Source organism: Alphaproteobacteria bacterium (assembly GCA_005883305.1).
GTDB lineage: Bacteria > Pseudomonadota > Alphaproteobacteria > Sphingomonadales > Sphingomonadaceae > Allosphingosinicella.
The window spans coordinates 1,527,180-1,551,948 of record VBAC01000001.1 but is presented as its reverse complement, the minus strand read 5'-3'; the positions used below and the strand labels follow the sequence as shown (position 1 = coordinate 1,551,948).

Below are 24,769 nucleotides of genomic sequence, written 5' to 3'. Positions count from 1 at the left end.
AGCCGTGGCTGCGTGGTCATTTGGTTTTTCGGTTTCTCTACTGTTCAGCCCCAGATGAGCCGTGTCAGTCCTTCAACTCCGGCGATCAGGGCGCCAAATGCGAGCGCGACCCCGATCGTAATGGCGGCAATCCATGCCAGCCGTCCAACCAACCCTATGTCATCTGGCCTCATTCTCCCAATTGGGAGCGGCAGCGCGGGTTCTCTGCTTTGAGGCGCTACCCAGAAGGCAGCCTGGTCTTCCCTCATCGCTTCGCCCGAGAACCCGCTTTGCCGCCCGCCCTCGGTTGATGGGCCAAGCATCGCCGGTTCAGACGCTGAGGCAATGTCCCGCGACCGGTATACCAGCGGCGGGTAGGTCCCAAGGCCTTCCGCCTCGGCCAGCATTTGGGCGGCGTCGCGGCGGCGGCTGACGCCGAGGGTATTCATCGCGGTCTTGATGCGCTGGTTGACGCCGTCGGGACTGAGGCCCAGCTGCCGGGCGATCTCCTTGGTTTCCTTGTGCGCGTAAACGAGGCGCAGGCATTCGCGCTGCTTCTCCGTCAACCGGTCAAGGCCCTCGGGTTTCATGGCTTTTCCCTTATCGCGCGAATCGGCGCGATTACAAAGGCCCGTCTATGGCCGCCGGGGGGGCGCCCGTGCCCGCCGTCACGCCCCAAGCGATGTATTGGCTATGGCGCCCAAGGCGACAGGTTGAGCGCCGCCAGCAGGTAGGCGCGCATCCGGTCGGCGCCGTCGTCGGTAAGGTCGACCAGCGCCTCCTCGCCCTCGGGAATCCTGCGCGATATCAGGCCGCGCGCGGCGATCGAATCGATCCAGTGAAGCACCGAATCGAGGGGGAGCGCGGTTGTGTCGCTGAGCTCCGCCACCGTGAGTCGCCGGCCCTCGAGCCGGCAGGCGAACAATTCCAGCAGAACGTCCCATGCGCCCTCGCTCATCGCCGGCCAGAAATGCTCGTCGCGCAAGCGGCGCGCGGCGATGAGAGCGCGGACGGTTGCCGGGTTAATCTCGAGAGCGACGGTTTCCGCCATGCGCCGAAGGATCGGCACCCATGCCGCCAACTCCCGGCTGAGCACCGACAATGTTGCGGCGCGATCGAGCGCATCGGGCGCGGCGGCGGTTTCCTTCAATGCAATGTCCCGGCAGCGGATATCGCAAGGAGTTAGGCGTCATGCCGGGAGCACCGGCAATCTCCGGCAATTGGTATTCCAATAATCAAGATCAACGATCAGGCCGAGAACAGAGTCCAAGGCCTGTCCTCTCCAAATCGCGCTAGGCGACGGCGATGAGTCCATGCTCCCAACGCCATCAAGAACAGTATCGGGTAGCTCCAGATGGTCAGGCTGACGGCATAAGGCCACGAGCCTAGATTGGGCGTAAGCCATCGCGCCAAATGGCCGAGCACTCCAAGGCCAAGCAATGCGCTCGCCCATATCGGCCAGAATCGGTCGGCGCGCGACGCGAGCACACAGAAACACGCAAATATCAGGAAGTCGATGATCAACACGCCGACTTCGAGCTTCAGCCAGCGGCTGCCCGCGTGACTCGCCAAGGCGAAGTGGGTCCCACCACAGGACAAGGCGTAGCTCGCCGCTGCAATCCGCTCAGGCGCGCCGCCGACCGCAAGGGCGTAGGCCGAGCAAATCGCGAGGAGAGCGACGAAATAATAATTCACGAAACGAGCGTCCGACCGAGCCGTGAGAGCGCCTCCAGTCCGGCGAGGAAGACGCCGAAGGCGAAGGCAATCGCCATCATGATTGCGAAGATCCAGGCCAGTCTTTGCAGTGGTCTCAGGTCGGCAGGGGTGACGCCGCGCAGCGGGAGCGGCCATCGGGCCGACGGCCGCGGCGGCCCCGCTTCAAACACATCCTGCTCCTCGCGCATCGCCCGCGCCGGCTGCGCCGCATTTTCATTTGCCGCCAGAATCCGCGCGGCCGCTCGCCGCTCGCTGACCCCCAAAATCCGCATCGCCGTCTTTACATATTGGTCGACCGTGCCGGGCTCGACACCGAGTTGCTTGGCGATCTCCTTGGACGACATATGCGCGTAGACCAGGCGCAGGCATTCGCGCTGTTTTTCGGTTAGGTGTTTCAGGCGATGCTCGTCCATTCGCTCACGCTTATTGCGCGGATCGGCGGAATTACAAAGAGCCGGTGTTCCGGATCGCAGCCGCTTCATGCCCAATTGCCCTGAAAAGAGCCGACGTCGCCACGCTCCGGCGCTCCTTCCGTTGCGGTTAGCCGAAACGCCTTGCCCATCGCATCTTAACCATATTCGGTTTAGGCTGGTCTCATGGGTACGGTGATCAACTTCGAGGACCGGGCGCTGGCCAGCCTGCGCGCCCGGGTCGCCGCGGCGGAGGAGGCCAATCAGGACCTCATCGCCTTCGCGCGCGGCCATTCGGGCGCGGTCGCCTCGATCCACACCGCCGTTCTTGCGGCGATCGAATCGGAGGGCCTCGATCATCTGCTCCATGTCGTGACCCAGGAATGGCCGCAGATGCTCGGGCTGGACGCGGTCGCCGTTGCCCTTTTCGCAGGCGAGATGGGCGTTCGCGCCGACGCCTCGGGGCTGCAGTTCGTCGATCCGCGGCTGATCGAGCGGTCGGTCTGCGATTTCCAGGGCGTGCTCCTCCGCGGAGTCGAGCGCGGCCATCCCCTGTTCGGCCCGGCCTGCGAGTTGATCCGCGCAGAGGCGCTGATCCGGCTGACCAGCGAGCCCCCGCTGCCGAGCGGCCTGCTCGCGCTCGGCCAGCGCAACCCGCAAAGTTTCGACACGCGCCACGGCTCCGAGCTGCTCGTCTTCCTCGGCCGGGTGCTGACCCGCTGCATGGGCCGGTGGCTGATCCCCTAGGCAGCCATCCCGCGGCCGCCGTCGCCGCGCGCTGGCACGACCATCTGACGCGCGAGCGGCGCCGCTCCGAACATACGGTCCGCGCCTATGTCGCCACCGCCCACCGCCTGATCGGCTTTCTCGGCGGCCATCTCGGCGGTCCGCTTCATGCCGAGGCGCTGGCCGGCCTCAAGCCCTCGGACCTCAGGGCCTTCCTCACCGTTCGCCGCGCCGAGGGTCTCGGCAATTCTTCGGCGGCGCGCGAGCTCTCCGCCGTTCGCGGCTTCCTCGCCTTCGCCGCGGCGGAGGCCGGGCGCGAGGCCTCGGTGCCGCGGCTCAAGGGGCCGAAGAGGCCTCGCTCCGTCCCGCGCCCGATCTCGCCCGACGAAGCGGTGTCGCTCGCCGAAACCGCGGCCGGGGATTCGGACGAGCCGTGGATCGCTGCACGCGACCAGGCGGTGCTGATGCTGCTCTACGGCTCGGGCCTGCGCGTCGCCGAAGCGCTCGGCCTGACCGGCGCCGCGCTTCCGCTCGGCGAGGCGCTGATGGTTACCGGCAAGCGCAACAAGACCCGAGTCGTTCCCCTGCTCGTGCCGGTGCGCGAGGAAATCGAGCGATACCTTTCGCTTTGCCCGTGGCCGACGGCCAGGGAGCAGCCTTTGTTTCGCGGCGCTCGGGGCGGGCCGCTCAGGGGCGAGATCGTCCGGCGCGCGGTGGTCAAGGCGCGGCGGACGCTCGGCCTTTCGGAGCGGACCACGCCGCATGCGCTTCGCCACAGCTTCGCCACCCATCTGCTCGGGCGCGGGGCGGACTTGCGCTCGCTTCAGGAGCTGCTCGGCCATGCCAGCCTCTCCTCGACCCAGATCTACACCGCGGTCGACGCCGCGCATCTCATGGACGTTTATCGCAACGCTCATCCGCGCGCCTGAGCGCGCGCTTGTCCCAGGTGAATTGCCGCCAGACGTACCAGATCGCGAGCAGGGCGACGGTGCCCGCGGTGACCGGGCCGATCAGCTCGGCGGTGATTCCGAAGCGGCGGCCGAGGCCGAATCCGATGGCCGCCAGCGCCCAGCTCCACAGTGCCGTGCCCGCGCTCGACCAGAGCAGATATTTGGCCAGGTTCATCCGCGCGATGCCCGCCGGAATCGAGACGAAGGTGCGCACCGCGGGCAGGATTCGGGCGGCGAAGACGATTCCGGATCCGTGGCGGTCGAACAGGCGCTGCACCCGCTCGACCTCTTCCCAATCCATCGTCAGCCAGCGCCCGTGCCGGTCGATGAAGCGGTGCAGCCGTTCCTCTCCGATCGAGCGCGCGATCTGGTACCAGAGGAAATTGCCGGCCATCGAGCCGAGCGTTGCGAAGACGACCACGCCGGGAAGGCTGAGCGTGCCCCGCCACGCCTGGTAGCCGGAGAGCGGCAGAATCACCTCCGACGGCATCGGCGGGAACATCGTTTCGAACAGCATCAGCGCGAAGACGGCCGGATAGCCGCCCCATTCGATCAGCCGCAGGACCCAGTCGGTCAGCCGACCTTCCCTTCGATCGCGTCCCAGATGCGCGCCGGCGTGTCGGTGCCGTTGAAGCGGTCGATGGCGACGATGCCGGTAGGGGAGGTGACGTTGATCTCGGTCAGCCATTCGCCGCCGATCACGTCGATTCCGACGAAGAGCAGGCCGCGCTTCCTGAGCTGGGGGCCGATCGCCGCGCAAATCTCCTGCTCGCGCGGGGTGAGCTCGGTCTTCGCCGCCTTGCCGCCGACGGCGAGGTTGGAGCGGATTTCGCCTGCCCCCGGGATTCGGTTGACCGCGCCCGCCACCTCGCCGTCGACTAGGACGATCCGCTTGTCCCCTCCCGCCACGCCGGGGAGAAAGGCCTGCACGACGTGGGGCTCGCGATAGGCGGTGTTGAACAATTCCATCAGCGAGGCGAGGTTGGCGCCGTCGCTGCCGACCCGGAAGACCGAGCCGCCGGCGAAGCCGTGCAGGGGCTTGACCACGATCTCCTTATGCTCGGCGAGGAACTTGCGCGCCACGCCGAGCGAACGGGTGACGACGGTCGGGGGCATGAAGCGGGCGAAATCGAGCACCCATATCTTTTCGGGCGCGTTGCGAACGCTCGCCGGATCGTTGACCACGAGCGTCTCGCTCTGGATGCGCTCGAGCAAATGGGTGGCGGTGATGTAGCCGAGGTCGAAGGGCGGATCCTGGCGCATCAGCACGACGTCCACGTCGCGGCCGAGGTCGAGCTTTTCCGGCTCGCCGAATTCGTAATGGGCGCCGGCGACTCGCTGCACGGTGACGGGGCTGGCCATGGTCCACAGCCGTCCGTCCCACCAGGTCAGATCCTGCGGCGAATAATGCCACAGGCGGTGGCCGCGCGCCTGGCCGCCGAGCATGATGGCGAAGGTCGAATCCCCCCCGATATTGATCGAGTCGAGGGGATCCATCTGGACGGCGACGCGCAGGCTCATGGCACTGACTTAGCTGGGTAATACAGCCTTGTCACCCCATCCTCACAGGAGTCATCCCGACGAAAGTCGGGACCCATGAACGTCAGCCCGGCAGGAATGCGAGATCGTGGTCGCCTCTCCCTCAAATTCCGTGTTCATGGGTCCCGGCTTTCGCCGGGATGACTCCCCTCTTACCGATCTTTCCTGCCGATCCGTGCCCTACGGGATGACGCCCCAGTCGGTCGGATGGACCTGGCCGGTGGCGATCACCGTGATGTGCTCGATGAAGCCGTGGTCGTTTATCTCGTAATGCGTCGAGCTGCCCGTGCCGACCCGGGTGAGCGTGGTGCCCGGCGCATAGCCTTCGAGAACGATCGAATCTTCGATCGAGGCGCCCTGGCCCCAGAAGTCGATGATCGTGTCGCCGTCGGCCTCGCCCTTGTGGAAGACGAAGATGTCCTCTCCGGCGCCGCCGCGCAGCACGTCCGCGCCGGCGCCGCCGTTCAGGACGTCGTTGCCGTCGCCGCCCGAGATGTCGTCATTGCCGCCGTCGCCGTAGAGCACGTCGTTGCCGGTGCCGCCGAGAATCGTGTCCTGTCCGCCGCCGCCGCGAAGCGTATCGGCGCCGCCCGCGCCGTTCAGAGTGTCGCTTTCGGCGCCGCCCCAGAAGGTGTTGTTGCGGCCGTCGCCGAGCACGTTCTCGCCGTGAACGTCGAGAACGCTCACGTTCATGTCGAAATCGGCGGACGCGCCTTCGTCGTCGGTGGCGCGTACGCGAATCGTGTGGCTGGCGGCTTGCTCGTAATCGAGCAGCAGGCCGTCGGCGACGGTAACGTTGCCCGCCGAATCCATTGCGAAGCGACCGCCGGCATCGTTGAGCAATGTGTAGGTGAACACGCTGCTGTCCGGATCCTGCGCGGTCACCGTGCCGACCGCGCTGCCGTTGTTCGCATCCTCGGGGGCCTGGAGCGTGCCGGTCACGCCAGTCGGCGCGTCGTTGATGTCGCTGACGGTGACGTTGACCGTGGCGGTCTCGGTCGTGCCCGCCGAGGTCACGGTGTAGGTGAAGCTGTCCGATCCGACATAATTGGGCGCCGGCGTGTAGGTGACGAAATCGTCGGCGGTGTTGCCTGGCGTTCCGTTGTTGTTGATGGAAACCACGCCGCCGTTGAGGCCCTGGGTGACCGCCGTGATGGACCGCCCGGGATTTTCGAAATTCTCGTTGGCGAGCAGATTGAGAGCGTTCGCGACACTGTCCTCGTCGACCGTCACGCTGTCGCCGACGATGTCGGCGACCGCATTGACCGTCATGTTGACGGTGGCCGTCTCGGTCGCCCCGCCCGACGCCACCGTATAGGTGAAGCTGTCCGAGCCGTTGAAATCGGCGCTGCCGGTGTAGACCAGATAGTCGTCGCTCGTATCGCCCGCGGTGCCGTTGTCGTTGAGTGTGACGCTGCCATGGACGCCCTGGGTGAAGCCGGCGATTGCCGGGACGGCCTCGAAGCTGTCGTTGGCGAGGACGAAGACATTTGCGGCGCTGTCCTCGCTGGCCGAGGCGGCGTCGCCCGCGATGTCGGCGACCGCGCTGACGGTGATCGCGACGCTGTCGCTGTCGCTCAGCGTGCCGTCGCTGCTGACCATTTGCAGCGTGTCGGAGCCGTTGAAGTCGGGCGCGGGCGTGTAGGTGACACCGTTCATCGCGGCCAGAGTGGCGTTGATCTGGCTCTGGGTGCCGGAAAGGACGACCGAGCCGGTGCCGTTGCCGCTCACCTGCCCGGCGCCGAGGCCGCCGGAGACTCCGGTCGCGACGTTGATCGCGCCGTGAGTCACCGACAGGGTGACGGTGAGGGCGTTCGAATCCACGTCGTTCACCGAGAGCCCGGTGACCGCGACGGCGCTCCCATCCTCGCTCGCCGAGACCGCGCCGCCGGTGGTGTTGACGGGGGCGTCGTCGGTGTTGACGACGTTGACCGTGGTGTCGAACTCGTCGCTGGCGAGCAGGCCGTCATTGACCGAGAAGGAGATGGTCCGGGTCGGCGCCGTTCCGCTGGCGTCCGGATTGTCGCCGCTGATCGAATAGGAAACCATCTGCAGCGCCGCTTCGTAATTGTCGAAGCTGTTGACGCCGGCGAGGGTCATCACGCCGGTCAGGCTGTTGTAGCTGTAGGAGATGCCGGTGCCGAGCACGCCGCTGGTCGTGCCGCCGATCGTCAGCTGCTCGGCGCTGCCCGGGGCCGAATTGAACCCGCCGGAGATGCGCACCTGAGCGCCGCGGAGCTGATCGGTGAACGCCGCCGAATCGAGATCGCTCGCGGTGATCGAGGCGAAGGGCTGGGCCTGGTTGCTGAAGCCCGAGCCGACGCCCGCCGTCTCCGTCGCCGTGGCGCCGGTCTCGGTGCCGGCGAGGGTGGGCGCGTGGAGGATGTCGATGCCCTGCGGGATGAGGTCGCCGGGATTGCCGATCGTGGCGAAGAGCGTCGGAGTGCCGCCCGAAAGGCTGCCGACATAGACTCCGCCGTCGCCGTTGGCCGGGCCGCCGGTGGTGTCGACGACGAAATAGCGGCCGGTCGAAGGATCGACCTCGATGAAGCCGAGCGAGCCGACCGGGCCGGTCACGCCGTCCTGCTGGTAGATGGTGGTGTAGGCGCCGCTCCCATTACCGGTCGTCTGGTAGGAGAAGACGCCGCCATAATAAGTGGTGATCTCGGACCCGTCCTGATCGGTGCTGGTGTCCAGCGCGACCGACGCGGTGCTGATGTAGAGCGTGTGGGTGACCGGATCGTAGTCCAGCCCGCGGATCGCCCCGAGTTCCTGCGGAAAGCCGTTGCCGGGGACCGGCGGGATGTCCGGATCGCCGAAGGCTGCGTCGTCGGGGCCGAAGGGCAGGGTGGTGAAGGTGAGGCTGGCCGAAGCCGGCGTGAGGCCGGAGGCGTGATAGATGTAATTGTCCTCGACGATGTCCTGGCCGAAGAAGCTGTCCGTGCGGCTGCTCGCGAGATAGACGTCGCCGGTGGCGAAATCGATCGCGATCTGGGTGATGAAATTGCCGGCGCCGAGGTTGGCGAGAACGGTCGGGGTCTGAAGAGCCGAGTCGTAGCCGATCTTGTCGAACGTCGTTCCGTGATCGAAGTAGATCAGGCCGTGCTCGGGATCGATGGCCAGCGCGCGAAGGCTCGCCGCCGCGGTCGTGCCCGTGTCCTGGTACAAGGTGGTGAAGGCCGGCGATCCCGGATTGGCCAGGACCTGGCTGATGCTGCCCTGGATGATCCTGTTGTGGCCGCCCGAAACATCCGAATCGACGAAGAAGAACTTGTCGTGGACGGTGTCGAGCACGATGTCGCGAGGAGCGAAGAGGTTCGGGTTGCCCTGCAGGATATAGGTCAGAGCGATCGCCGTATTGCCGCCGCCGGACCCGGCATCTCCGCTGACGTAGACGAGCGCTTCGCCCCCGCCCGTTCCGCCGAACCACAGCTGAAAATCGTTCGAAGTGTTGTTCGTCGGCATGATGTGTCTCCCGCTCTCTCGTCTCGATTCGTCGAGTCGCCCCGTGTCATACTCACACGGAAAGAAGACGGGTCAAAGACGTTTAAGGACCGTTTCGACAATCATTGCGGAATCCGTGGCTTGCGCGACTTCGCTTTACTCGACCGTTATAGTTGAGAAACGTTTTGCAGCCATTTCGGCAGTGCCCAAGGGGTAATGAACATGGCGTCGATTCGCACAACGTCTCCCTCTTTCGCGTAGCGCGGAAGCAAGGCCTCGGCGGCGCGGACAACGCGGCGCAGGCGCCACTCGTCGAGCGCCGCTTCGCTGTCGGCGGCCGTCGCCCGAGCCTTGACCTCGACGAAGATGAGCATTCGGCCGCGGCGGGCGATGAGGTCGACCTCTCCGACCGGGGTTCGGACGCGCATCCCCAGGATCCGCCAACCCTGCAGCCTCAGCCACCAGGCGGCGAGGCGCTCCGCCCGCCGCCCGCCACGCTCGGCACGGCGGCGGGTCACTTGAGCCGCTGCGCCCGCTCGTAGGCGAGCCGGCGCTGGACGCCGAGCCGTTCGGCCACCTCGGCCGCGGCGCGCGACGGGGAAAGGCGCAGCATCGCCTCGCCGAGCGCGGCGTCGAGCTCGGCCTCGCTCGCGCCGGGCGCCTCTCCCGGCGGACCAACGACGATCACGATCTCGCCTTTGGGCGGCGCCTCGGCGTAGCGCTCGGCCAGCATTGCGAGCGTGCCCGTGACGCATTCCTCGAACCGCTTGCTGATCTCGCGCGCGACCGCCGCGTCGCGATTCCCGAGCCCCTGGCCGAGCGCGGCGAGCGAGGCGGCGAGCCGGGGCCCGCTTTCGTAGAAGGCGAGGGTGCCCTTGAAGGCCGCCGCCTCGGCGATCGCCGAGGCACGGGCGCCGGCTTTGGCGGGGAGGAAGCCGAAGAAGGCGAAGCGGTCGGTGGGGAGGCCGGCCAGGGTCAAGGCGGCGATGACCGCGCTCGGCCCGGGGATGGTTGTGACGGCGATCCCGGCCGAGCGCGCGTCGCGCACCAGCTTGTACCCGGGATCGGAAATGAGCGGCGTTCCGGCGTCGGAGACGAGCGCGACCGCTTCGCCGCGCATGCGCTCGATGAGGCCGGGCCGCACCCTGTCGGCATTGTGATCGTGGTAAGGGAGCATCGTCCGCCTGACGCCGATATGCTGGAGCAGCTTCGCGGTGACCCTGCTGTCCTCGACCGCGATGGCGTCGGCACGCGCCAGGATATCGGCCGCGCGCGGACTCAAATCGGATAGATTGCCGATCGGGGTGGCGACGATATAGAGGCCCGGCTGAAGTTTCTCGCTCATGAGGATTCACGTCATGGCATCGCTGTCGCTCCGCCCGCAAGCCTGTCCCGAGCAAGGCCGGGGGGCCGCTTTCAACCTGGTGAAGCTCGGCGTCCTCGCCCTGATCTCGGTCGCCCTCGCCGGCTGCGTGTCGCGGACGAGGCCTGTCGCGCCGCCGGCGCCGCCGCCCCGGGAGGAGGCCCCGAGCCGGCTGCCGCCCGGCGAGACGCACAACCGGGTCGCCGTTCTGGTGCCGCTCACCGGCCCCAATTCGGCGCTCGGCCGCTCGATCCTCAACTCCGCCAACCTTGCCTTGCTCGATATGGGCGGGCAGCGGATCCGGATCACCGCCTACGATACGGCGGCCGGGGCGCTCCCGGCGGCGAACAGCGCGCTCGCCGAGGGCAACGGCCTGATCCTCGGGCCCCTGCTGGCCGAGGACGTGCGGGCTGTGGCCGGCGTCGCCCGGCAGGCACGCGTGCCGGTGATCGCCTTCTCCAACGACGTCAGCGTGGCGGGCGAAGGGGTCTATCTGATGGGCTTCAACCCGGCCCAGTCGATCGAGCGGGTGGTCTCTTTCGCCCGCGCCGGCGGCGCCCGCAGCTTCGGCGGGCTGGTGCCGGCCAACACTTATGGCGAGCGCGCCGGGCTCGCGATGACCCAGGCGGTCCAGGGCGAGAGGGGGCGGCTGATCGGCATTGAGACGTTCGATGCAAGCCCAGCTGGCGCCCGCGCCGCGGGGACCCGGCTTGCGGCGAGGGGAGCGGCAGACGCGGTGCTGGTCGCCGACGTACCGCGCACGGTGGCCTCCGCGGTCCCCGTCCTTCGCCAGGCCTCGCCCCAGGCGCGCCTGCTGGCGACCGAGCGCTGGGCGGCGGAGGGGGAGATCGGCGCCAATGCCGCGCTTCGCGGTGCCTGGTTCGCGGCTCCGAGCGACGCCAATTTCGGTCCGTTCCGCACCCGCTACCGCGCCCGTTACAACGCGGCGCCCTTCCGCCTTTCGACGCTAGGCTACGACGCTGTGCTGCTGGTCATACGCGCCGCCGCGAACTGGCCGCTCGGGCGCGATTTTCCCGAGCGCGCGCTGCGCGATCCCGGCGGTTTTTCGGGTGTGGACGGCGCGTTTCGCTTCGGCCGCGACGGCGTAGCCGAGCGGGCGCTGGAGGTGCGCGAGGTGAATGCGACGGGGACGAGCGTGGTCTCGCCCGCCCCGCGCGGCTTCAACTGACGATCTCGGCCAGTATCGCGTCGAGGAGCAGCATCCCCCGCGGGGTTGCGCCGAGCCGTTCTTCGCTTCGCTCGAGCAGGCCCTGGGAGACGAGCCGTTCGACGGCCGGAAGGTTCAGTCCCCCGGGTTTGAAGGGAATCCCTTCCGCGAGGCGAAGGCCCATCAGCAGCCGCTCGATCCGCTGATCCGCGAGCGTGATCGTCGTTTCCTCTACGATTCCGTGGCCGTTGCGCGCGATGCCGGCGAGCCAATTTTCCGGCTTGCGGTGGCGTTGCGTGGCGTGGCCGCCGCGCCGGCCGTGCGCCCCGGGGCCGACGCCGGCATAGGGATCGTAGCGCCAGTAAGCGAGATTGTGCCGGCTCTCCTGGCCGGGCCGGGCGTGGTTGGAAATTTCGTAGGCGGGGAGCCCGGCCTGCGACGTCATCGCCTGGGTCAGCTCGTAGAGCGAGGCGCTCGAGTCGGGATCGGGGATCGCCAGGTCGCCGCGCGCCGCGAGCGTGGCGAAGCGCGTGCCGGGCTCGATCGTCAGTTGATAGAGCGACAAATGCCCCGTGCCGAAGGACAGCGCCCGCCGCAGCTCATCGGCCCAGGCGGCTTCGCTTTGACCCGGCAAGGCGTAGATGAGGTCGAAGCTGGCCCGCGCGAAGGCCGCTTGGGCGGTCTCGAGCGCTCTCAGGCCTTCTTCGACATCATGCGCCCGACCGAGAAAGCGCAGCGCCTCATCGTCGAGCGATTGGAGACCGAGCGAGACTCGGTTGACCCCTGCGGCGGCAAGATCAGCGAAGCGCGCCGCCTCGACCGAGGAGGGATTGGCTTCGAGCGTGATCTCGACGTCCGGTGCGAATCCCCAATGCGCCTCGGCCGCGGCGATCAGCGCGGCGACAGTCTGCGGGGGCATCAGCGACGGCGTGCCGCCGCCGAAGAAAATCGAGGTCAGGCGGCGGCCAGCGGTCTCGCGCGCTTCATGGGCGAGGTCGGCGAGCAAGGCGGTACGCCACACCTCCTGGTCGATCGACTCGCGCACATGGCTGTTGAAGTCGCAATAGGGGCATTTGGAGACGCAGAAGGGCCAGTGGACGTAGAGGGCGAGCTGGGAACGGGGCTCTCCGGAACCGTTCGTGTCGAGCGAAGTCGAGACACCCTGCCGAGCCATGTCGAGGCTCGTATTCTCGCTGCGCTCGAAGGGGTCCCTCGACTTCGCTCGGGGCGAACGGGTCTGTATTTCGACGGTCAACCGAGCAGCGCCGCCACCAGCTTCCCGAAGGCATCCGCCCGGTGGCTCATGGCGTGCTTCTCGGCCGGGTCCATCTCGCCGAACGTCTCCTCGCGGCCGGCGGGCACGAAGATCGGGTCGTAGCCGAAGCCGTTGGCGCCGCGCGGCGGCCAGACCAAAGTGCCGTCGACACGGCCCTCGAACCATTCGCAATGGCCGTCGGGCCAGCACAGCGCGAGGGCGCAGACGAAATGGGCGTTTCGGCTCGCATCGGGGTCGAGCGCCTCCAGCTCGTCATGGACGCGGCGCATCGCGCGGTTGAAGTCGCGCTCGCCGCTCACCTCGCCGGGACCGGCGGCGGCGGGAACGCTCGCATCGGCCATCGCCCAGCGCGCCGAGAAGATGCCGGGCCGGTCGCCGAGCGCCTCGACGCACAGGCCGCTGTCGTCGGCGAGCGCGGGAAGCCCGGAAAGGTCGGCGGCCGCGCGCGCCTTCAAATCGGCGTTGTCGATGAAGGTCGTGCCGATCTCGTCGGGCTCGGGCAGGTCCAGCTCGGCCGCGGAAACCGGCTCGATTCCATAGGGGCCGAGCAGCTCGCGGATCTCGCGCACCTTGCCCTCATTATGGCTGGCGATGACCAGCTTGCCGGCCTGTAGCTTCCTCACCGTCCGGTCGCCTTGTCCTGCGCCGCGAAGATCTCGGCGCAGCCGATGCGGGCGAGGCGAAGCAGGCGGAGCAGGCCCTCCTCGTCGAAGCACTCGCCCTCGGCGGTGAGCTGAGCCTCGACCAATTTGCCGTCGTCGGTCAGCACGAAATTGCCGTCGCAGCCGGCGTTGCTGTCCTCGACATAATCGAGGTCGAGCACCGCCTGCCCGCCGTGGATTCCTGAGCTGACCGCGGCGACCTTCTGGCGGATCGGGTCGGTTTCGATCAGCTTCTTCGCAATCAGCCCGTCGACCGCCAGCCGCAGCGCCACCCAGGCGCCGGAAATGGCCGCCGTGCGGGTGCCGCCGTCGGCCTGGATCACGTCGCAATCGAGCGTGATCTGACGCTCGCCGAGCTTCTCGAGATCGACAACGGCGCGCAGGGAACGGCCGATCAGCCGCTGGATCTCCTGGGTGCGGCCCGATTGCTTGCCGCCTGCCGCCTCGCGCCGGCCGCGGGTGTGGGTGGCGCGCGGAAGCATGCCATATTCGCCGGTCACCCAGCCGCGCCCCTTGCCGCGAAGCCAGGAGGGCAGGCTGGTCTCGACCGAGGCGGTGCAGAGCACTCGCGTGTCGCCGAAGGAGACCAGGCAACTACCCTCGGCATGGCGGGTGAAGCCGGGTTCCATATTGATTGCGCGCATCTGGTCTGGCGCGCGGCCTGAGGGACGCATAGAAACTCCTGAGACGAAGGGGCGCGCTTTAGCCCCAAAGGGGGAGAGAAGGAAATGGCGATCGTCCGGCTGCTCATCGTCGTGATCGGGGCGCTTTGCCTGATCCTAGGCCTGCTCTGGATCGGCCAGGGGCTGGGTATTGTCCGTTGGCCGGCCGAAAGCTTCATGGTCGACCATTCCGAATGGAGCATGCACGGCCTGGTCCTCGCCGCCCTCGGCGCGGTGATGATCGCGATCGGACGGCGGATCGGGCGGTGACGCGGGCGCGTCCCGCATGACGAAACGAGATTCCAGCTTCCGCTGGAGTAACGGATCACTACATCTCCTTCCATGACCACCAGCATCGGCGAAATGAGCGACCGCGCGCGCGACGTGTTCCGGATGGTGGTCGAAGCCTATCTGGAGAGCGGGCAGCCGGTCGGCTCGCGGACCATCTCGCGCACCTCGACGCTCAACCTTTCGCCAGCCTCGATCCGCAACGTGATGCAGGATTTGGAGGAATCGGGCCTGCTCGCGGCGCCGCACACCTCGGCGGGACGGATCCCGACCGAGAGCGGGCTGCGCCTGTTCGTCGACGGGATCATGCAGGTCGCGGAGCCGCGGCCCGAGGATCGCGCGGCGATCGCCGCCCAGCTCGACCGCGGCGGGCCGATCGAAGAGGCGATCGCCAATGCCACGGCGGCGCTGTCGGGCATGTCCGCCTGCGCCGGTATCGTGCTGGTGCCGAAGGAAGAGCCGGTGCTCCGCCAACTCGCCTTCGTCCCCCTCTCGGCGGGCCAGGCGGTGGCGGTGGTCGTCGGCAGCGACGGCCGCATCGAGAATAGGGTTGTCGATCTGCCGCACGGGGTGACGGCCGGGACGCTCGCGGAGGTCGGCAATTATGTCACCGCCCGGCTTTCCGGGCTGACGCTGTCCGACGCCCAGGCCCGCCTGTCTGCCGAGATTCGCGACGGGCATGCGGCGCTCGACAAGGCTGCGCGCAAGCTGATCGAGGCCGGCCTGGCGCTCTGGTCCGAAGACGGCTCGCGCCGGCCGGTGATGATCGTGCGTGGCCAGGCGAATCTGATCGACGAGCATGTCGCCGCCGATCTGGAACGGGTCCGCCAGCTGCTCGATGAGCTCGAGGGCAAGGAGGAGATCGCCCGCCTGCTCGATCAGGCGCGCTCCGGGGCGGCGATGAAAATCTTCATCGGCTCGGAGAATGAATTGTTCGCTTTGTCGGGCTCGTCCGTTATTGCCGCGCCCTATCGCGGGCAGGACGGAAAAGTGGTCGGCGTCGTCGGCGTGATCGGCCCGACCCGGTTGAACTATGCGCGGGTGGTTCCCATGGTGGATTTCACTGCGAAGGCACTATCGAGATTGTTGAGATGAGCGACGAACACAGCACCACCGACGACGCCGAGATCGACCTTTCGGGCGAGATGAACCTCGACCGGCTGGGCGAGCTGGAGAAGGAATTGGAGGAGGTGCGCCAGCACGTCCTCTACGCCCAGGCGGAGACCCAGAACGTCCGCCGCCGGCTCGAGCAGGAGAAAAGCGCGGCCACGCAATATGCCGCGACCGCCTTTGCCCGCGACATGCTGAGCGTGAAGGACAATCTCGAGCGCGCGCTGGCCGCGATCCCCGAGGACCTGCGCGCCGACGATCGAATGAAGAGCCTGGTCGCCGGGATCGAGGCGACCGGCCGCGAGCTCGACGCCGCCTTCCAGCGCCACGGCATCGCCCGGGTCGAAGCGATGGGCCAGATGCTCGACCCGCATTTCCACCAGGCGATGCTGGAAGTGCCGAGCGACGAGGAGCCGGGCAGGATCGTCCAGGAGATGCAGGCCGGTTACACGATCAAGGATCGGCTGCTCCGGCCGGCCCTGGTCGGGGTGGCGCGGAAGGGCTGAGCACCTCCGTCATTCCCGCGAAAGCGGGAATCCAGCTCTTTTTCAGAAGCTCTGGAGGCGGTTCAGGCGATCCTGGACTTGCTTGAGCAAGGCGCTCAGCCATTCATGTCCGGCGTCGGGATTGAAGGCCTCGATCGGCTTATGATCCTTGCGGCGGTTGCAGGGTTTGCAGGCAATGAGGAGGTTCTGAATCTCGTCACGTCCGCCAACCTTTATCGGCTCGGCGTGGTCGATCGTAAGTTCCTCATGTACGACCGGTTTCTTGCAATAGAAGCAGTTGCCGCCGTGGACTCGGTGGGCTTCCTTGAGCGCTTTTTCCGCTCCTGAGGGATCGGCATCGGAGCCAGCGACCCAATAGAGCGGCTTTTGATGATGGTTCAGCTCTTTGAAGACGAGCGCCCGGTAGGGCATATCCTCAAGGCAGGGCCGAGCCGCGTGGAGCGGATTTTCCTTGCGCGCGGATTTTGAAGCCATAGCGCTCATTAGTCCCGATTTTTCTGAGAAATCGTGAATCGCGAGCGAAGAAAAAGCTGGATTCCCGCGTTCGCGGGAATGACGATGGGGTATGACCCGGCTGCCGATCCTTTGCTTCATGCTCGGCGCTTGCGCGACAGTGCCGGCGCGTGAGGCGGCGCCTGCTCCGTCCTCGCCGGCGCCCGCTTATGCCTGGGCGACGTTCGACGGCTCGCGAATCCACAGCGCCGGCGCCTCCGGCCTCGCCGACCGGGCGCGGGGGCGGGCGCTTACGATCGACGATCCTGTGCGGATCGCGTCGATTTCCAAGCTCGTCGTCGCATTGGGCGTGATACGGATGGTGGAGCAGGGGAAGCTCGATCTCGACCGCGACGTTTCGGACTATCTCGGCTGGAGCCTGCGAAACCCGGCTTTTCCCGAGCGGCCGGTCACGCTCCGCCTGCTGCTCGGCCACCGCTCCTCGCTCAAGGACGGGATCGACTATGCGATTCCGCTCGGCACGACGCTGCGCCAGGCGCTCGCCCACCCGGCGGCGTTCGACGCCGAGCACGCGCCCGGAGCCTATTTCCGTTATTCGAACCTCAATTTCCCGGTGATCGCCTCGGCGATGGAGCGAGTCTCCGGCGAGCGGTTCGACAAGCTGATGCAGCGCCTCGTTTTCGGTCCGCTCCATATGGACGCCTGCTTCAACTGGACGACGTGCAGCGACTCGGCGGTTGCGCGCGCGGTCGTGCTTTACGGAGCCGACGGAGCGGTCATGCGCGACGACCTCGGCGGCCATCGCCCCGATTGCCCGGTGCTGGCGCCGTCCGGGTGCGATCTCTCCACCTATGAGCCCGGAAGCAACGGCGCGCTCTTCTCGCCCCAGGGAGGCCTGCGCGTGTCGGTGCGCGATCTCGTCACCGTCGGCCGCCTGCTGCTCGACCGCGGCTGGCACCAGGGCGCCCCGTTTCTCAGCGAGCAGAGCCTGACGGCCATGCTCGGCCCGGAGTGGCGCTTCGATGGCGCCAACGGCGATACCGACGGCGGCTTCTACTGCGCTTATGGCCTCGCTGTGCAGAGCCTTCCACTCGCCGCCCCCGGCTGCAACGACGATCTTTTCGGGGGCGGGCGGATCATGATCGGCCATGCCGGCGACGCCTATGGCGTGCGCTCGGGCCTGTGGATCGACATCCGCACCGGCACCGGGATCGCCTATATCTCCACCGGCAACGGCGACGATCCGCCGCGCGGCCGCTCTGCCTTCCGCCAGATCGAGGAGCAACTCGCGGCCCATCTGGGGCGTTCAGCCCCTTGACAGACAGGCATGATAAAGCGACCGACGAACCAATGCGCACGATGATCGCAACCGTCTATTATTATCGGCTCGCCCGGGCGGGACCGATCTGACGCGCGCTTAACAAGCCAGATTTCAGATACGCCCCGTCCGGACCTCCGGGCGGGGTTTTTCTTTGCGTGAGGAAGACCAATGCTGACCGAGACCATCATCAAGGCCCAGAGGGGCGATTGGACGATCCCCCAGAATTGGGAGCGATTTACCCGCGAGGAGCATGCCGTGTGGGACCTGCTCTTCGCGCGCCAATCCGAGGAGCTGAAGGGGAGGGCGGTCTCCGACTTCTTCAGCGGGCTCGACGTCCTCAAGCTGTCGAAGCCCGGAATTCCCGATTTCGACGAGCTCAACGAGCGGCTGTTCGCGCGCACAGGCTGGACGGTGGTCTCGGTCCCCGGACTGGTGCCCGACGACGTGTTCTTCGAGCATCTGAGCAAGCGTCGCTTCCCGGCCGGCAACTTCATCCGCGCTCGCGGCAGCCTCGATTATATCGAGCAGCCCGATGTCTTCCACGACGTGTTCGGACACGTGCCGCTGCTCGCCCAGCCGGCGGTCGCCGATTTCATGCAGGCGATGGGCGCCGAAGGGCTGGCGGCGATCGAGCACGGGGCGCTCCATCGTCTGTCGCGGCTCTACTGGTACAGCGTCGAGTTCGGGCTTGCGGAGGAGGCGGGTGAGACTCGCCTCTACGGCGCCGGTCTTCTTTCCAGCTTCGGCGAGGCCCACTTCGCGCTTGAAAGCCCGAAGCCGCGGCGCCGGCCGTTCGAGATCGAGCGCGTGCTTCGCACCCGCTACCGCTCGGACGCCTTCCAGGAGAGCTATTTCGTCATTCCGAGCTTCGACGCGCTGCTCGGCATGCTGAACGATGTCGCACTGCCCGAACTCTATGACGCGCTGGAAGGCCAGCCCGACCTCGATCCGGCCTAGGGTCGGTACTTAAAAGGGGTTGAGCGTTTTCGTTTACACAGTCATCCCGGCGAAGGCCGGGATCCATGAACACTGTATTGGCAGAAGCAGCTCGGGACTTGCGGCCCCTTTTTCACCCGTCGGTGTGCATGGGTCCCGGCCTGCGCCGGGATGACTCCATTTTTGCCCCAAAGCTCAATTCCAATTGAGTCCCGACCCTAAGGCGCGTCCTCGTGCACCATGTCGATTTCCCGCACGCTGCGTTTTTGCCGCGCGGTGTCGACGAGGCGGCGGAGCTGCTCGCGGCGCTCCTGGGCGCGCTCGATGTCGCGCATGACGAAGTCCCCGCCGCGGGTGGTCTCGTCCGACGAGGAGACGCTGATCCGGCCGATGCCCGCCATCTGGTTGACGAGGGTGAAGTCGATGCGCACGTCCTTGATCCGGTAGAGCTCGATCTCGTCAATGCTCTTGTTGACGATCCCGCGGCGGACGATCAGCCGCTCCTCGGTGACCTCATATTTCGCGGCGACGTTCTGGAACCACTTCCACACGACGATCAGCGAGGCGAGGGCGGTGAGGCCGAGCCACCAGGTGCCGTAGCCCATGAGTGTCACTAGGATCCCGGCGAGGGCGAGAAGGACGGTTCCCCATCCGGCGAGCGTGCCGCGCAGCCAGCCGAGCGTCGAGGGCCGGAACGTGTCGAGCGCTGCTTCCATCTTCTACCCTCCCTGTCGCCGGCGATGGCTAGCATGGACGAGGTGGCCGCGAAACCGCTTGCTAGCGGGTCTCCCCGCCCGCGGATTCGACCCGCGCAAGTTCGGTCCGCGGGGGTCCCTGTTCGAAATGGAAGACCAGCGGAATTTCATCGCCGGCGTGGACCCCCGGGTCGATTCCGAAGAGCATCAGGTGGCGGCCACCGGGCGAGAAGGTGATGCCGCAAGCGTCCCCGGTTGCGCGCGCGATGGGCCGCATCGATGTCATCCGGCCGCCGGACATCGTCTCGTGCATCTCGATCCGCTGGACGCGCGGCGAGCTGACGGAGACCAGCGCGGCGTCGGACGGAATCCGGAAATAGCCGGCGCCCGGGCCTGCCGGCACGGCCGGCAGCCGGATCGACGCCTCGATGGGCGCGGCGCAGGTCGGATCGCTTCCCTGGCTGCATCCGCCGAGGGCGGCCAGGGCGGCCAGGACCGGGACAGGCATTCTCATGGCGGTGCCCTTAGTGCCGCCCGGCTTCTTGTCGCAAGAAATTCGGCTCCTATATCGCCTCGGTAAACACCCGCGCTGCCTTCGGAAGCGGCCGCGGGCGGCTTGAATTTTATTGGGGCACAAGAGGATAGACATGGCAAGAGTGATCGGCATCGACCTCGGCACCACCAACAGCGCGGTGGCTGTCATGGAGGGCGGCAAACCCAAGGTCATCGAGAATGCGGAAGGCGCGCGCACCACGCCTTCGGTGGTCGCCTTCACCAAGGACGGCGAGCGCCTGATCGGACAGCCGGCGAAGCGTCAGGCGGTCACCAATCCCGACAATACCGTGTTCGCGGTGAAGCGCCTGATCGGCCGCCGCTTCGACGATCCGATCACCAAGAAGGACACCGAGCTGGTCCCCTACAAGATCGTCAAGGGCGCCAACGGCGACGCCTGGGTCCAGGCCGGCGGCAAGGATTACAGCCCGAGCCAGATTTCCGCCTTCATCCTCCAGAAGATGAAGGAAACCGCCGAAGCCTATCTCGGCGAGCCCGTCACCCAGGCGGTGATCACCGTTCCCGCCTATTTCAACGACGCCCAGCGCCAGGCGACCAAGGACGCCGGCCAGATCGCCGGCCTCGAGGTGCTTCGAATCATCAACGAGCCGACCGCGGCCGCGCTCTCCTATGGCCTGGAGAAGCAGGACGGAAAGACGATCGCGGTCTACGACCTCGGCGGCGGCACGTTCGACATCTCGATCCTCGAGATCGGCGACGGCGTGTTCGAGGTGAAGTCCACCAACGGCGATACCTTCCTCGGCGGCGAGGATTTCGACGCCAAGCTGGTCGATTACCTGGCCGACAAGTTCAAGGCGAAGGAGAATATCGACCTTCGCACCGACCGGCTCGCGCTGCAGCGGCTCAAGGAAGCGGCCGAGAAGGCCAAGATCGAGCTCTCCTCGGCCCAGACGACGGAGGTGAACCTGCCGTTCATCACCGCGCGGATGGAGGGCGGCGCCTCGACCCCGCTCCACCTCGTCGAGACGATCAGCCGCGCCGACCTCGAGAAGATCGTCGCCGACCTGATCAAGCGCACGCTGGAGCCTTGCAAGAAGGCGCTGGCCGACGCGGGCGTCAAGGCCGCGGACATTGCCGAGGTCGTCCTCGTCGGCGGCATGACCCGCATGCCCAAGGTGCGCGACACGGTGAAGGAGTTCTTCGGTCAGGAGCCGCACACCGGCGTCAATCCCGACGAGGTCGTCGCCATGGGCGCCGCGATCCAGGCCGGCGTTCTCCAGGGCGAGGTCAAGGACGTCCTCCTGCTCGACGTCACCCCGCTCTCGCTCGGAATCGAAACGCTCGGTGGAGTCTTCACCCGGATGATCGACCGCAACACGACCATCCCGACCAAGAAGTCGCAGACCTATTCGACCGCCGAGGACAACCAGAATGCGGTGACCATCCGCGTCTTCCAGGGCGAGCGCGAGATGGCGGCGGACAACAAGCTGCTAGGCCAGTTCGATCTGGTCGGAATCCCGCCGGCGCCGCGCGGCGTGCCGCAGATCGAGGTCACCTTCGACATCGACGCCAATGGCATCGTCAACGTCCATGCCAAGGACAAGGGCACCGGCAAGGAGCAGCAGATCCGAATCCAGGCCTCGGGCGGCCTTTCGGACGCGGACATCGAGAAGATGGTCCAGGAAGCGGAGCAGTTCGCCGACGAGGACAAGAAGCGCCGTGCCGCAGCCGAGGCGCGCAACGAGGGCGACAGCCTGGTGCACGCCACCGAGCAGCAGCTCGGCGAGCATGGCGACAAGATCGACTCTTCGCTGAAGTCCGAAATCGAGGCTGCGGTCGCCGAAACCAAGACCGCGCTCGAAGGCGACGACACCGACGCGATCAAGACCAAGGTCGAGGCGCTGAAGCAGGTGGCGATGAAGCTCGGCCAGGCGATCTACGAGAAGGGCCAAGCCGAAGCCGCGGCGCAGCCGGAAGGCGGCGCTTCGGCCGGCAGCGAGGGCGGCGCAGAGGACGTCGTCGACGCCGAATTCTCCGAAGTCGATGAAGAGAGCAAGGGCTGAAGATCCCTCCCTCTCCCCTCTGGGGAGAGGGCCGGGGAGAGGGGGAATTTGGGAGATGAGCTGCGTGTGTGATTGCCAGGCACTGCCCCTCTCCCTTCGCCGCTTCGCGGCTCTTCCCTCTCCCCAGAGGGGCGAGGGTTAAATGGCTGAGACCGATTATTACGAGATGCTGCAGGTGGAGCGGACGGCGGACCCCGCCACGATCAAATCCGCCTATCGCAAGCTGGCGATGGAATGCCATCCGGACCGCAACGGCGGCTGCACCAATGCCGAGGCGAAGTTCAAGGCGCTGAGCGAAGCCTATGAATGCCTGAAGGACCCGCAGAAGCGGGCGGCCTATGACCGTTTCGGCCATGCCGCCTTCCAGGGCGGCAACGGCAATGGCGGCGGAGCGCAGGATTTCAGCTCCTTCGCCGACATCTTCGACAACATCTTCGGCGAGTTCATGGGCGGCGCCCAGCAGGGCGGCGGGCGCGGCAACGTGCTGCGCGGCTCGGACCTTCGCTACGACCTCCAGATCACGCTCGAGGACGCGTTCAACGGACGCGCGGTGGAGCTCCAGCTCGATACGACCGCGCCCTGCGCGCCATGCGACGGCTCCGGCGCCAAGGCGGGCACCTCGGCCAAGACCTGCGGCACCTGCGGCGGCCGCGGACAGGTTCGCGCGCGGCAGGGCTTCTTCGTCATCGACCAGACCTGCCCCAATTGCCGCGGCGCCGGCCAGACGATCGCCGATCCCTGTCCGACCTGCCGCGGCGACGGGCGCGTGGAGAAGCGCAAGTCGCTCCAGGTCAACGTCCCCGCGGGTGTCGACGAAGGCACCCGAATCCGAATCGCCGGAGAGGGGGAGGCGGGCGTGCGCGGAGGGCCGGCGGGCGACCTCTACATCTTCGTCCACGTCGCCCGCCACGCGATCTTCCAGCGCGAGGGGACCAACCTCCTCGCCCGCTGCCCGATCAGCTTCACCACCGCGGCGCTCGGCGGGACGATTACGGTGCCCGGCCTCGACAAGACTCCGCACGAGATCAAGATCCCGGCCGGCACGCAATCCGGCAAGCAGCTTCGCCAGCGCGGCGCGGGCATGCCCTCGGTCGGCCGCAACGGCCATGGCGACATGGTGATCCAGGTCGAGGTCGAAACGCCGACCAAGCTCAGCGCCAAGCAGCGCGAGATACTCGAGCAGTTCCGCGCCACCGAGACCGGCGACGAATGCCCCAATTCGCGGGGCTTCTTCCAGAAGATCAAGGTGGCGCTGGGGGCGTAACCGCGGGCGGCTATGTCTCGGGACGAGCGGGAATCGTCAGACCGCGCTGCACCGCCGGCCGCGCCAGCCCGCGCTCCAACCAGGCGGGCACGTTGGATAGAGCGTCGAACTCGACCAGTTCCCGCGCTTCATAGAAGGTGATCAGGTTGCGGACCCAGCCCAGGGTCGCGACGTCGGCGATCGAATAATCGCCCACGATCCATTCGCGTCCTTCGAGCCGCTCCTCAAGCACGCCCAGCAGCCTTTTCGCCTCGGCGACGTAGCGTGCAAGCGGGCGCTTGTCCTCCCACTCGCGGCCGGCGAACTTGTTGAAGAAGCCGAGCTGGCCGAACATCGGGCCGACGCCGCCCATCTGAAACATCAGCCAGGCGATCGTCTCGTAGCGGCGCGCGCCGGTGCCGAGCAGCTTTCCGGTTTTCTCGGCGAGGTAGATGAGGATCGCGCCGGATTCGAACAGGCCGATGGGACGGCCGTCCGGCCCATCCGGATCGACGATCGCCGGGATCTTGCCGTTGGGGTTGAGCGAGCGGAACTCGGCGGACCCTGTACCCTCCGGTTCGCCGAGGGGAATGAAGTGCGGCTCGTAGGGCAAGCCGGTTTCCTCGAGCATGATCGAGACTTTCACGCCGTTTGGCGTCGGCACCGAATAGAGCTGCAACCGGTCGGGATGCCCGGCGGGCCAGCGGCGGGCGATGGGGAAGGCGGACAGGTCGCTCATTCGGCTGCTCCCTCGACAGAGGCCCGACATAAGGCCTAATCCATCGCGCAAAAGGGGGATGCCGATGAAAGCCGCCGCCGCACTGCTGCTCGCCCTCGCCGCGCCAGCCGCCGCCCAGACGAGCACTATGGAGAACGTCCAGATCCGGGTCGAGCGGGTCGCGCCCGGAGTCGCCGTGCTGTTCGGCCGGGGCGGCAATATCGGCCTCTCCTACGGCGCGGACGGCAACATCATCATCGACGATCAATATGCGCCGCTGACGGAGCGGATCCTCGCCGCGATCCGGACGCTCGACCCCGATCCGGTGCGCTTCGTCATCAACACCCACTGGCACGGCGATCATACCGGCGGGAACGAGAATGTCGCGCGCACCGGGGCGGTGATCGTCGCCCACGACAATGTCCGCCGGCGGATGTCGGCCGAGCAGCTGGTGCGCGGCGAGATCGTTCAGCCGTCGCCCTCGGGCGCGCTGCCGGTCGTGACCTTCGCCGAGGGCGTCACGTTCCACCTGAACGGCGACGATTTGCGCGTGGTCCATGTCGCCAACGCCCATACCGACGGCGACGCCTTGGTCTATTTCACCCACGCGAACGTGCTTCACATGGGCGACGTCTTCTGGAACGGGATGCTGCCGTTCATCGATCTCGATTCGGGCGGATCGATCGACGGGATGATCGCCGGAGTAGCGCAGGGGATCGAGTTGGCGGATGAGCGCACAGTCGTGATCCCCGGCCATGGCCCGATCGGGCACAAAGCCGATCTCGAGCGCTTCCGCGACATGCTGATCCACGTCCGCAATCGCGTCGGCCAGGGAATCGCGGCCGGGCGCACGCTCGATCAGCTCAAGGCCGAGGGCCATGCCGACGCCTATGCCCACCCGGGCGACTTCATCACCGGCGCCTCGTTCACCGAGACGGTTTACCGAAGCCTGATGCGCGACCATGGGGGGATCGGCGAGGAGCGCCGCTAGCCCTTCGCACGCAATCCTCCTATCATAGGTTAAACGG

The 24,769-nt window shown here is 67.0% G+C and carries 27 protein-coding genes; 11 read left to right on the top strand and 16 right to left on the bottom strand.

All coding sequences use genetic code 11. The annotated features are described in order from the left end of the window. Nucleotides 1-44: 44 nt before the first annotated feature. The 4 genes from E6G92_07830 to E6G92_07815 all read right to left on the bottom strand — a co-directional run bounded on the left by E6G92_07830 (nucleotide 45) and on the right by E6G92_07815 (nucleotide 2,108). Nucleotides 45-569: a helix-turn-helix transcriptional regulator gene (locus E6G92_07830; GenBank protein TMJ19669.1), complete on the bottom strand. Its 525-nt coding sequence runs from the start codon at nucleotides 567-569 to the stop codon at nucleotides 45-47. 101 nt (nucleotides 570-670) lie between these two features. Continuing rightward, nucleotides 671-1,129 (bottom strand): hypothetical protein, encoded by a 459-nt coding sequence (locus E6G92_07825; GenBank protein TMJ19668.1) that lies wholly within the window; start codon nucleotides 1,127-1,129, stop codon nucleotides 671-673. Between the two features lie 98 nt (nucleotides 1,130-1,227). Continuing rightward, nucleotides 1,228-1,674 (bottom strand): hypothetical protein, encoded by a 447-nt coding sequence (locus E6G92_07820; protein TMJ19667.1) that lies wholly within the window; start codon nucleotides 1,672-1,674, stop codon nucleotides 1,228-1,230. Then, nucleotides 1,671-2,108, bottom strand: coding sequence for a helix-turn-helix transcriptional regulator (locus tag E6G92_07815; GenBank protein ID TMJ19666.1), 438 nt, complete (start codon nucleotides 2,106-2,108; stop codon nucleotides 1,671-1,673). Before E6G92_07815 ends, E6G92_07820 begins: the two co-directional genes overlap by 4 nt. Nucleotides 2,109-2,291: 183 nt before the next feature. On the opposite strand from E6G92_07815, the gene E6G92_07810 reads away from it, so the two are divergent. Both E6G92_07810 and E6G92_07805 read left to right on the top strand, forming a co-directional pair. Then, entirely contained in the window at nucleotides 2,292-2,852 is a 561-nt protein-coding gene (locus tag E6G92_07810; protein ID TMJ19665.1) for a DUF484 family protein, read from the top strand. Then, entirely contained in the window at nucleotides 2,837-3,760 is a 924-nt protein-coding gene (locus E6G92_07805; protein ID TMJ19664.1) for a tyrosine recombinase XerC, read from the top strand. The genes E6G92_07810 and E6G92_07805 overlap by 16 nt, the downstream gene beginning before the upstream one ends. Here E6G92_07805 and E6G92_07800 read toward each other — a convergent pair. The 5 genes from E6G92_07800 to rsmI all read right to left on the bottom strand — a co-directional run bounded on the left by E6G92_07800 (nucleotide 3,723) and on the right by rsmI (nucleotide 10,109). Continuing rightward, nucleotides 3,723-4,358, bottom strand: a complete 636-nt coding sequence (locus E6G92_07800) for a DedA family protein (protein TMJ20755.1) — start codon at nucleotides 4,356-4,358, stop codon at nucleotides 3,723-3,725. The two genes, E6G92_07805 and E6G92_07800, sit on opposite strands and share 38 nt — an antisense overlap. Next, nucleotides 4,355-5,302 (bottom strand): glutathione synthase, encoded by a 948-nt coding sequence (gene gshB, locus E6G92_07795; protein ID TMJ19663.1) that lies wholly within the window; start codon nucleotides 5,300-5,302, stop codon nucleotides 4,355-4,357. Before gshB ends, E6G92_07800 begins: the two co-directional genes overlap by 4 nt. Before the next feature lie 198 nt (nucleotides 5,303-5,500). Next, nucleotides 5,501-8,785, bottom strand: a complete 3,285-nt coding sequence (locus tag E6G92_07790; GenBank protein ID TMJ19662.1) for a hypothetical protein — start codon at nucleotides 8,783-8,785, stop codon at nucleotides 5,501-5,503. Nucleotides 8,786-8,931: 146 nt separating this feature from the next. Next, nucleotides 8,932-9,282, bottom strand: coding sequence for a YraN family protein (locus E6G92_07785; protein TMJ19661.1), 351 nt, complete (start codon nucleotides 9,280-9,282; stop codon nucleotides 8,932-8,934). Then, nucleotides 9,279-10,109, bottom strand: a complete 831-nt coding sequence (gene rsmI / locus E6G92_07780; protein TMJ19660.1) for a 16S rRNA (cytidine(1402)-2'-O)-methyltransferase — start codon at nucleotides 10,107-10,109, stop codon at nucleotides 9,279-9,281. Before rsmI ends, E6G92_07785 begins: the two co-directional genes overlap by 4 nt. 13 nt (nucleotides 10,110-10,122) lie before the next feature. Here rsmI and E6G92_07775 point away from each other — a divergent pair, with 13 nt between their 5' ends. Further along, nucleotides 10,123-11,316 (top strand): penicillin-binding protein activator, encoded by a 1,194-nt coding sequence (locus tag E6G92_07775; GenBank protein ID TMJ19659.1) that lies wholly within the window; start codon nucleotides 10,123-10,125, stop codon nucleotides 11,314-11,316. Here the strand turns inward: E6G92_07775 and E6G92_07770 are convergent. The 3 genes from E6G92_07770 to E6G92_07760 all read right to left on the bottom strand — a co-directional run bounded on the left by E6G92_07770 (nucleotide 11,309) and on the right by E6G92_07760 (nucleotide 13,907). Next, nucleotides 11,309-12,469, bottom strand: coding sequence for a coproporphyrinogen III oxidase (locus E6G92_07770; protein ID TMJ19658.1), 1,161 nt, complete (start codon nucleotides 12,467-12,469; stop codon nucleotides 11,309-11,311). The genes E6G92_07775 and E6G92_07770 overlap by 8 nt on opposite strands. 77 nt (nucleotides 12,470-12,546) lie before the next feature. Further along, complete coding sequence (gene rdgB, locus E6G92_07765; protein TMJ20754.1) at nucleotides 12,547-13,236, bottom strand: RdgB/HAM1 family non-canonical purine NTP pyrophosphatase; 690 nt, start codon at nucleotides 13,234-13,236, stop codon at nucleotides 12,547-12,549. Beyond that, nucleotides 13,191-13,907 carry a ribonuclease PH gene (locus E6G92_07760; GenBank protein ID TMJ19657.1) on the bottom strand — a complete coding sequence of 239 codons (717 nt, stop codon included), beginning with the start codon at nucleotides 13,905-13,907 and terminating at the stop codon, nucleotides 13,191-13,193. Before E6G92_07760 ends, rdgB begins: the two co-directional genes overlap by 46 nt. A gap of 54 nt (nucleotides 13,908-13,961) precedes the next feature. Between E6G92_07760 and E6G92_07755 the strand changes: the two genes are divergently transcribed. From E6G92_07755 to grpE, 3 genes are all read left to right on the top strand, one after another. Then, entirely contained in the window at nucleotides 13,962-14,165 is a 204-nt protein-coding gene (locus tag E6G92_07755) for a hypothetical protein (GenBank protein ID TMJ19656.1), read from the top strand. Nucleotides 14,166-14,237: 72 nt separating this feature from the next. Continuing rightward, nucleotides 14,238-15,278 carry a heat-inducible transcriptional repressor HrcA gene (hrcA, locus tag E6G92_07750; protein TMJ19655.1) on the top strand — a complete coding sequence of 347 codons (1,041 nt, stop codon included), beginning with the start codon at nucleotides 14,238-14,240 and terminating at the stop codon, nucleotides 15,276-15,278. Beyond that, a complete protein-coding gene (grpE, locus tag E6G92_07745) occupies nucleotides 15,275-15,799 on the top strand; it encodes a nucleotide exchange factor GrpE (GenBank protein ID TMJ19654.1) in 525 nt (174 codons plus the stop codon). The genes hrcA and grpE overlap by 4 nt, the downstream gene beginning before the upstream one ends. A gap of 42 nt (nucleotides 15,800-15,841) precedes the next feature. Here the strand turns inward: grpE and E6G92_07740 are convergent, their stop codons facing one another. Continuing rightward, entirely contained in the window at nucleotides 15,842-16,393 is a 552-nt protein-coding gene (locus E6G92_07740; protein TMJ19653.1) for an HNH endonuclease, read from the bottom strand. On the opposite strand from E6G92_07740, the gene E6G92_07735 reads away from it, so the two are divergent. Both E6G92_07735 and E6G92_07730 read left to right on the top strand, forming a co-directional pair. After that, on the top strand, nucleotides 16,365-17,570 hold the full coding sequence (locus E6G92_07735) for a serine hydrolase (GenBank protein TMJ19652.1): 1,206 nt from the start codon (nucleotides 16,365-16,367) through the stop codon (nucleotides 17,568-17,570). The genes E6G92_07740 and E6G92_07735 overlap by 29 nt on opposite strands. A 171-nt stretch (nucleotides 17,571-17,741) precedes the next feature. After that, the gene (locus tag E6G92_07730) at nucleotides 17,742-18,530 is read left to right on the top strand and encodes a phenylalanine 4-monooxygenase (GenBank protein ID TMJ19651.1); all 789 of its coding nucleotides are present in this window, start codon (nucleotides 17,742-17,744) and stop codon (nucleotides 18,528-18,530) included. Between the two features lie 197 nt (nucleotides 18,531-18,727). Here E6G92_07730 and E6G92_07725 read toward each other — a convergent pair whose 3' ends face one another. Together E6G92_07725 and E6G92_07720 are read right to left on the bottom strand one after the other, a co-directional pair. Then, nucleotides 18,728-19,225 carry a PH domain-containing protein gene (locus E6G92_07725; GenBank protein TMJ19650.1) on the bottom strand — a complete coding sequence of 166 codons (498 nt, stop codon included), beginning with the start codon at nucleotides 19,223-19,225 and terminating at the stop codon, nucleotides 18,728-18,730. A 61-nt stretch (nucleotides 19,226-19,286) separates the two neighbouring features. Then, on the bottom strand, nucleotides 19,287-19,931 hold the full coding sequence (locus E6G92_07720; protein ID TMJ19649.1) for a copper chaperone PCu(A)C: 645 nt from the start codon (nucleotides 19,929-19,931) through the stop codon (nucleotides 19,287-19,289). Here E6G92_07720 and dnaK point away from each other — a divergent pair. Beyond that, nucleotides 19,852-21,780, top strand: coding sequence for a molecular chaperone DnaK (gene dnaK, locus E6G92_07715; GenBank protein TMJ19648.1), 1,929 nt, complete (start codon nucleotides 19,852-19,854; stop codon nucleotides 21,778-21,780). The genes E6G92_07720 and dnaK overlap by 80 nt on opposite strands. Before the next feature lie 142 nt (nucleotides 21,781-21,922). Then, nucleotides 21,923-23,044, top strand: a complete 1,122-nt coding sequence (gene dnaJ / locus E6G92_07710; protein TMJ19647.1) for a molecular chaperone DnaJ — start codon at nucleotides 21,923-21,925, stop codon at nucleotides 23,042-23,044. Nucleotides 23,045-23,054: 10 nt separating this feature from the next. On the opposite strand, the gene E6G92_07705 is transcribed toward dnaJ, so the two are convergent. Then, a complete protein-coding gene (locus E6G92_07705) occupies nucleotides 23,055-23,762 on the bottom strand; it encodes a glutathione S-transferase (protein ID TMJ19646.1) in 708 nt (235 codons plus the stop codon). Between E6G92_07705 and E6G92_07700 the strand changes: the two genes are divergently transcribed. Beyond that, nucleotides 23,737-24,732 carry an MBL fold metallo-hydrolase gene (locus tag E6G92_07700; GenBank protein ID TMJ19645.1) on the top strand — a complete coding sequence of 332 codons (996 nt, stop codon included), beginning with the start codon at nucleotides 23,737-23,739 and terminating at the stop codon, nucleotides 24,730-24,732. The genes E6G92_07705 and E6G92_07700 overlap by 26 nt on opposite strands. Nucleotides 24,733-24,769: the final 37 nt, after the last annotated feature.

Coding starts and splice junctions, on each gene's coding strand:
- dnaK (TMJ19648.1), top strand. CDS start 19,852: ATGGCAAGAGTGATCGGCATCGACCTCGGCACCACCAACAGCGCGGTG.
- E6G92_07760 (TMJ19657.1), bottom strand. CDS start 13,907: ATGCGTCCCTCAGGCCGCGCGCCAGACCAGATGCGCGCAATCAATATG.
- hrcA (TMJ19655.1), top strand. CDS start 14,238: ATGACCACCAGCATCGGCGAAATGAGCGACCGCGCGCGCGACGTGTTC.
- E6G92_07770 (TMJ19658.1), bottom strand. CDS start 12,469: ATGGCTCGGCAGGGTGTCTCGACTTCGCTCGACACGAACGGTTCCGGA.
- E6G92_07725 (TMJ19650.1), bottom strand. CDS start 19,225: ATGGAAGCAGCGCTCGACACGTTCCGGCCCTCGACGCTCGGCTGGCTG.
- E6G92_07700 (TMJ19645.1), top strand. CDS start 23,737: ATGGGGAAGGCGGACAGGTCGCTCATTCGGCTGCTCCCTCGACAGAGG.
- E6G92_07790 (TMJ19662.1), bottom strand. CDS start 8,785: ATGCCGACGAACAACACTTCGAACGATTTTCAGCTGTGGTTCGGCGGA.
- E6G92_07705 (TMJ19646.1), bottom strand. CDS start 23,762: ATGAGCGACCTGTCCGCCTTCCCCATCGCCCGCCGCTGGCCCGCCGGG.
- E6G92_07720 (TMJ19649.1), bottom strand. CDS start 19,931: ATGACCTTGGGTTTGCCGCCCTCCATGACAGCCACCGCGCTGTTGGTG.
- E6G92_07740 (TMJ19653.1), bottom strand. CDS start 16,393: ATGAAGCAAAGGATCGGCAGCCGGGTCATACCCCATCGTCATTCCCGC.
- dnaJ (TMJ19647.1), top strand. CDS start 21,923: ATGGCTGAGACCGATTATTACGAGATGCTGCAGGTGGAGCGGACGGCG.
- E6G92_07735 (TMJ19652.1), top strand. CDS start 16,365: ATGACCCGGCTGCCGATCCTTTGCTTCATGCTCGGCGCTTGCGCGACA.
- E6G92_07755 (TMJ19656.1), top strand. CDS start 13,962: ATGGCGATCGTCCGGCTGCTCATCGTCGTGATCGGGGCGCTTTGCCTG.
- E6G92_07815 (TMJ19666.1), bottom strand. CDS start 2,108: ATGGACGAGCATCGCCTGAAACACCTAACCGAAAAACAGCGCGAATGC.
- E6G92_07730 (TMJ19651.1), top strand. CDS start 17,742: ATGCTGACCGAGACCATCATCAAGGCCCAGAGGGGCGATTGGACGATC.
- E6G92_07775 (TMJ19659.1), top strand. CDS start 10,123: ATGGCATCGCTGTCGCTCCGCCCGCAAGCCTGTCCCGAGCAAGGCCGG.
- gshB (TMJ19663.1), bottom strand. CDS start 5,302: ATGAGCCTGCGCGTCGCCGTCCAGATGGATCCCCTCGACTCGATCAAT.
- E6G92_07830 (TMJ19669.1), bottom strand. CDS start 569: ATGAAACCCGAGGGCCTTGACCGGTTGACGGAGAAGCAGCGCGAATGC.
- rsmI (TMJ19660.1), bottom strand. CDS start 10,109: ATGAGCGAGAAACTTCAGCCGGGCCTCTATATCGTCGCCACCCCGATC.
- grpE (TMJ19654.1), top strand. CDS start 15,275: ATGAGCGACGAACACAGCACCACCGACGACGCCGAGATCGACCTTTCG.
- E6G92_07810 (TMJ19665.1), top strand. CDS start 2,292: ATGGGTACGGTGATCAACTTCGAGGACCGGGCGCTGGCCAGCCTGCGC.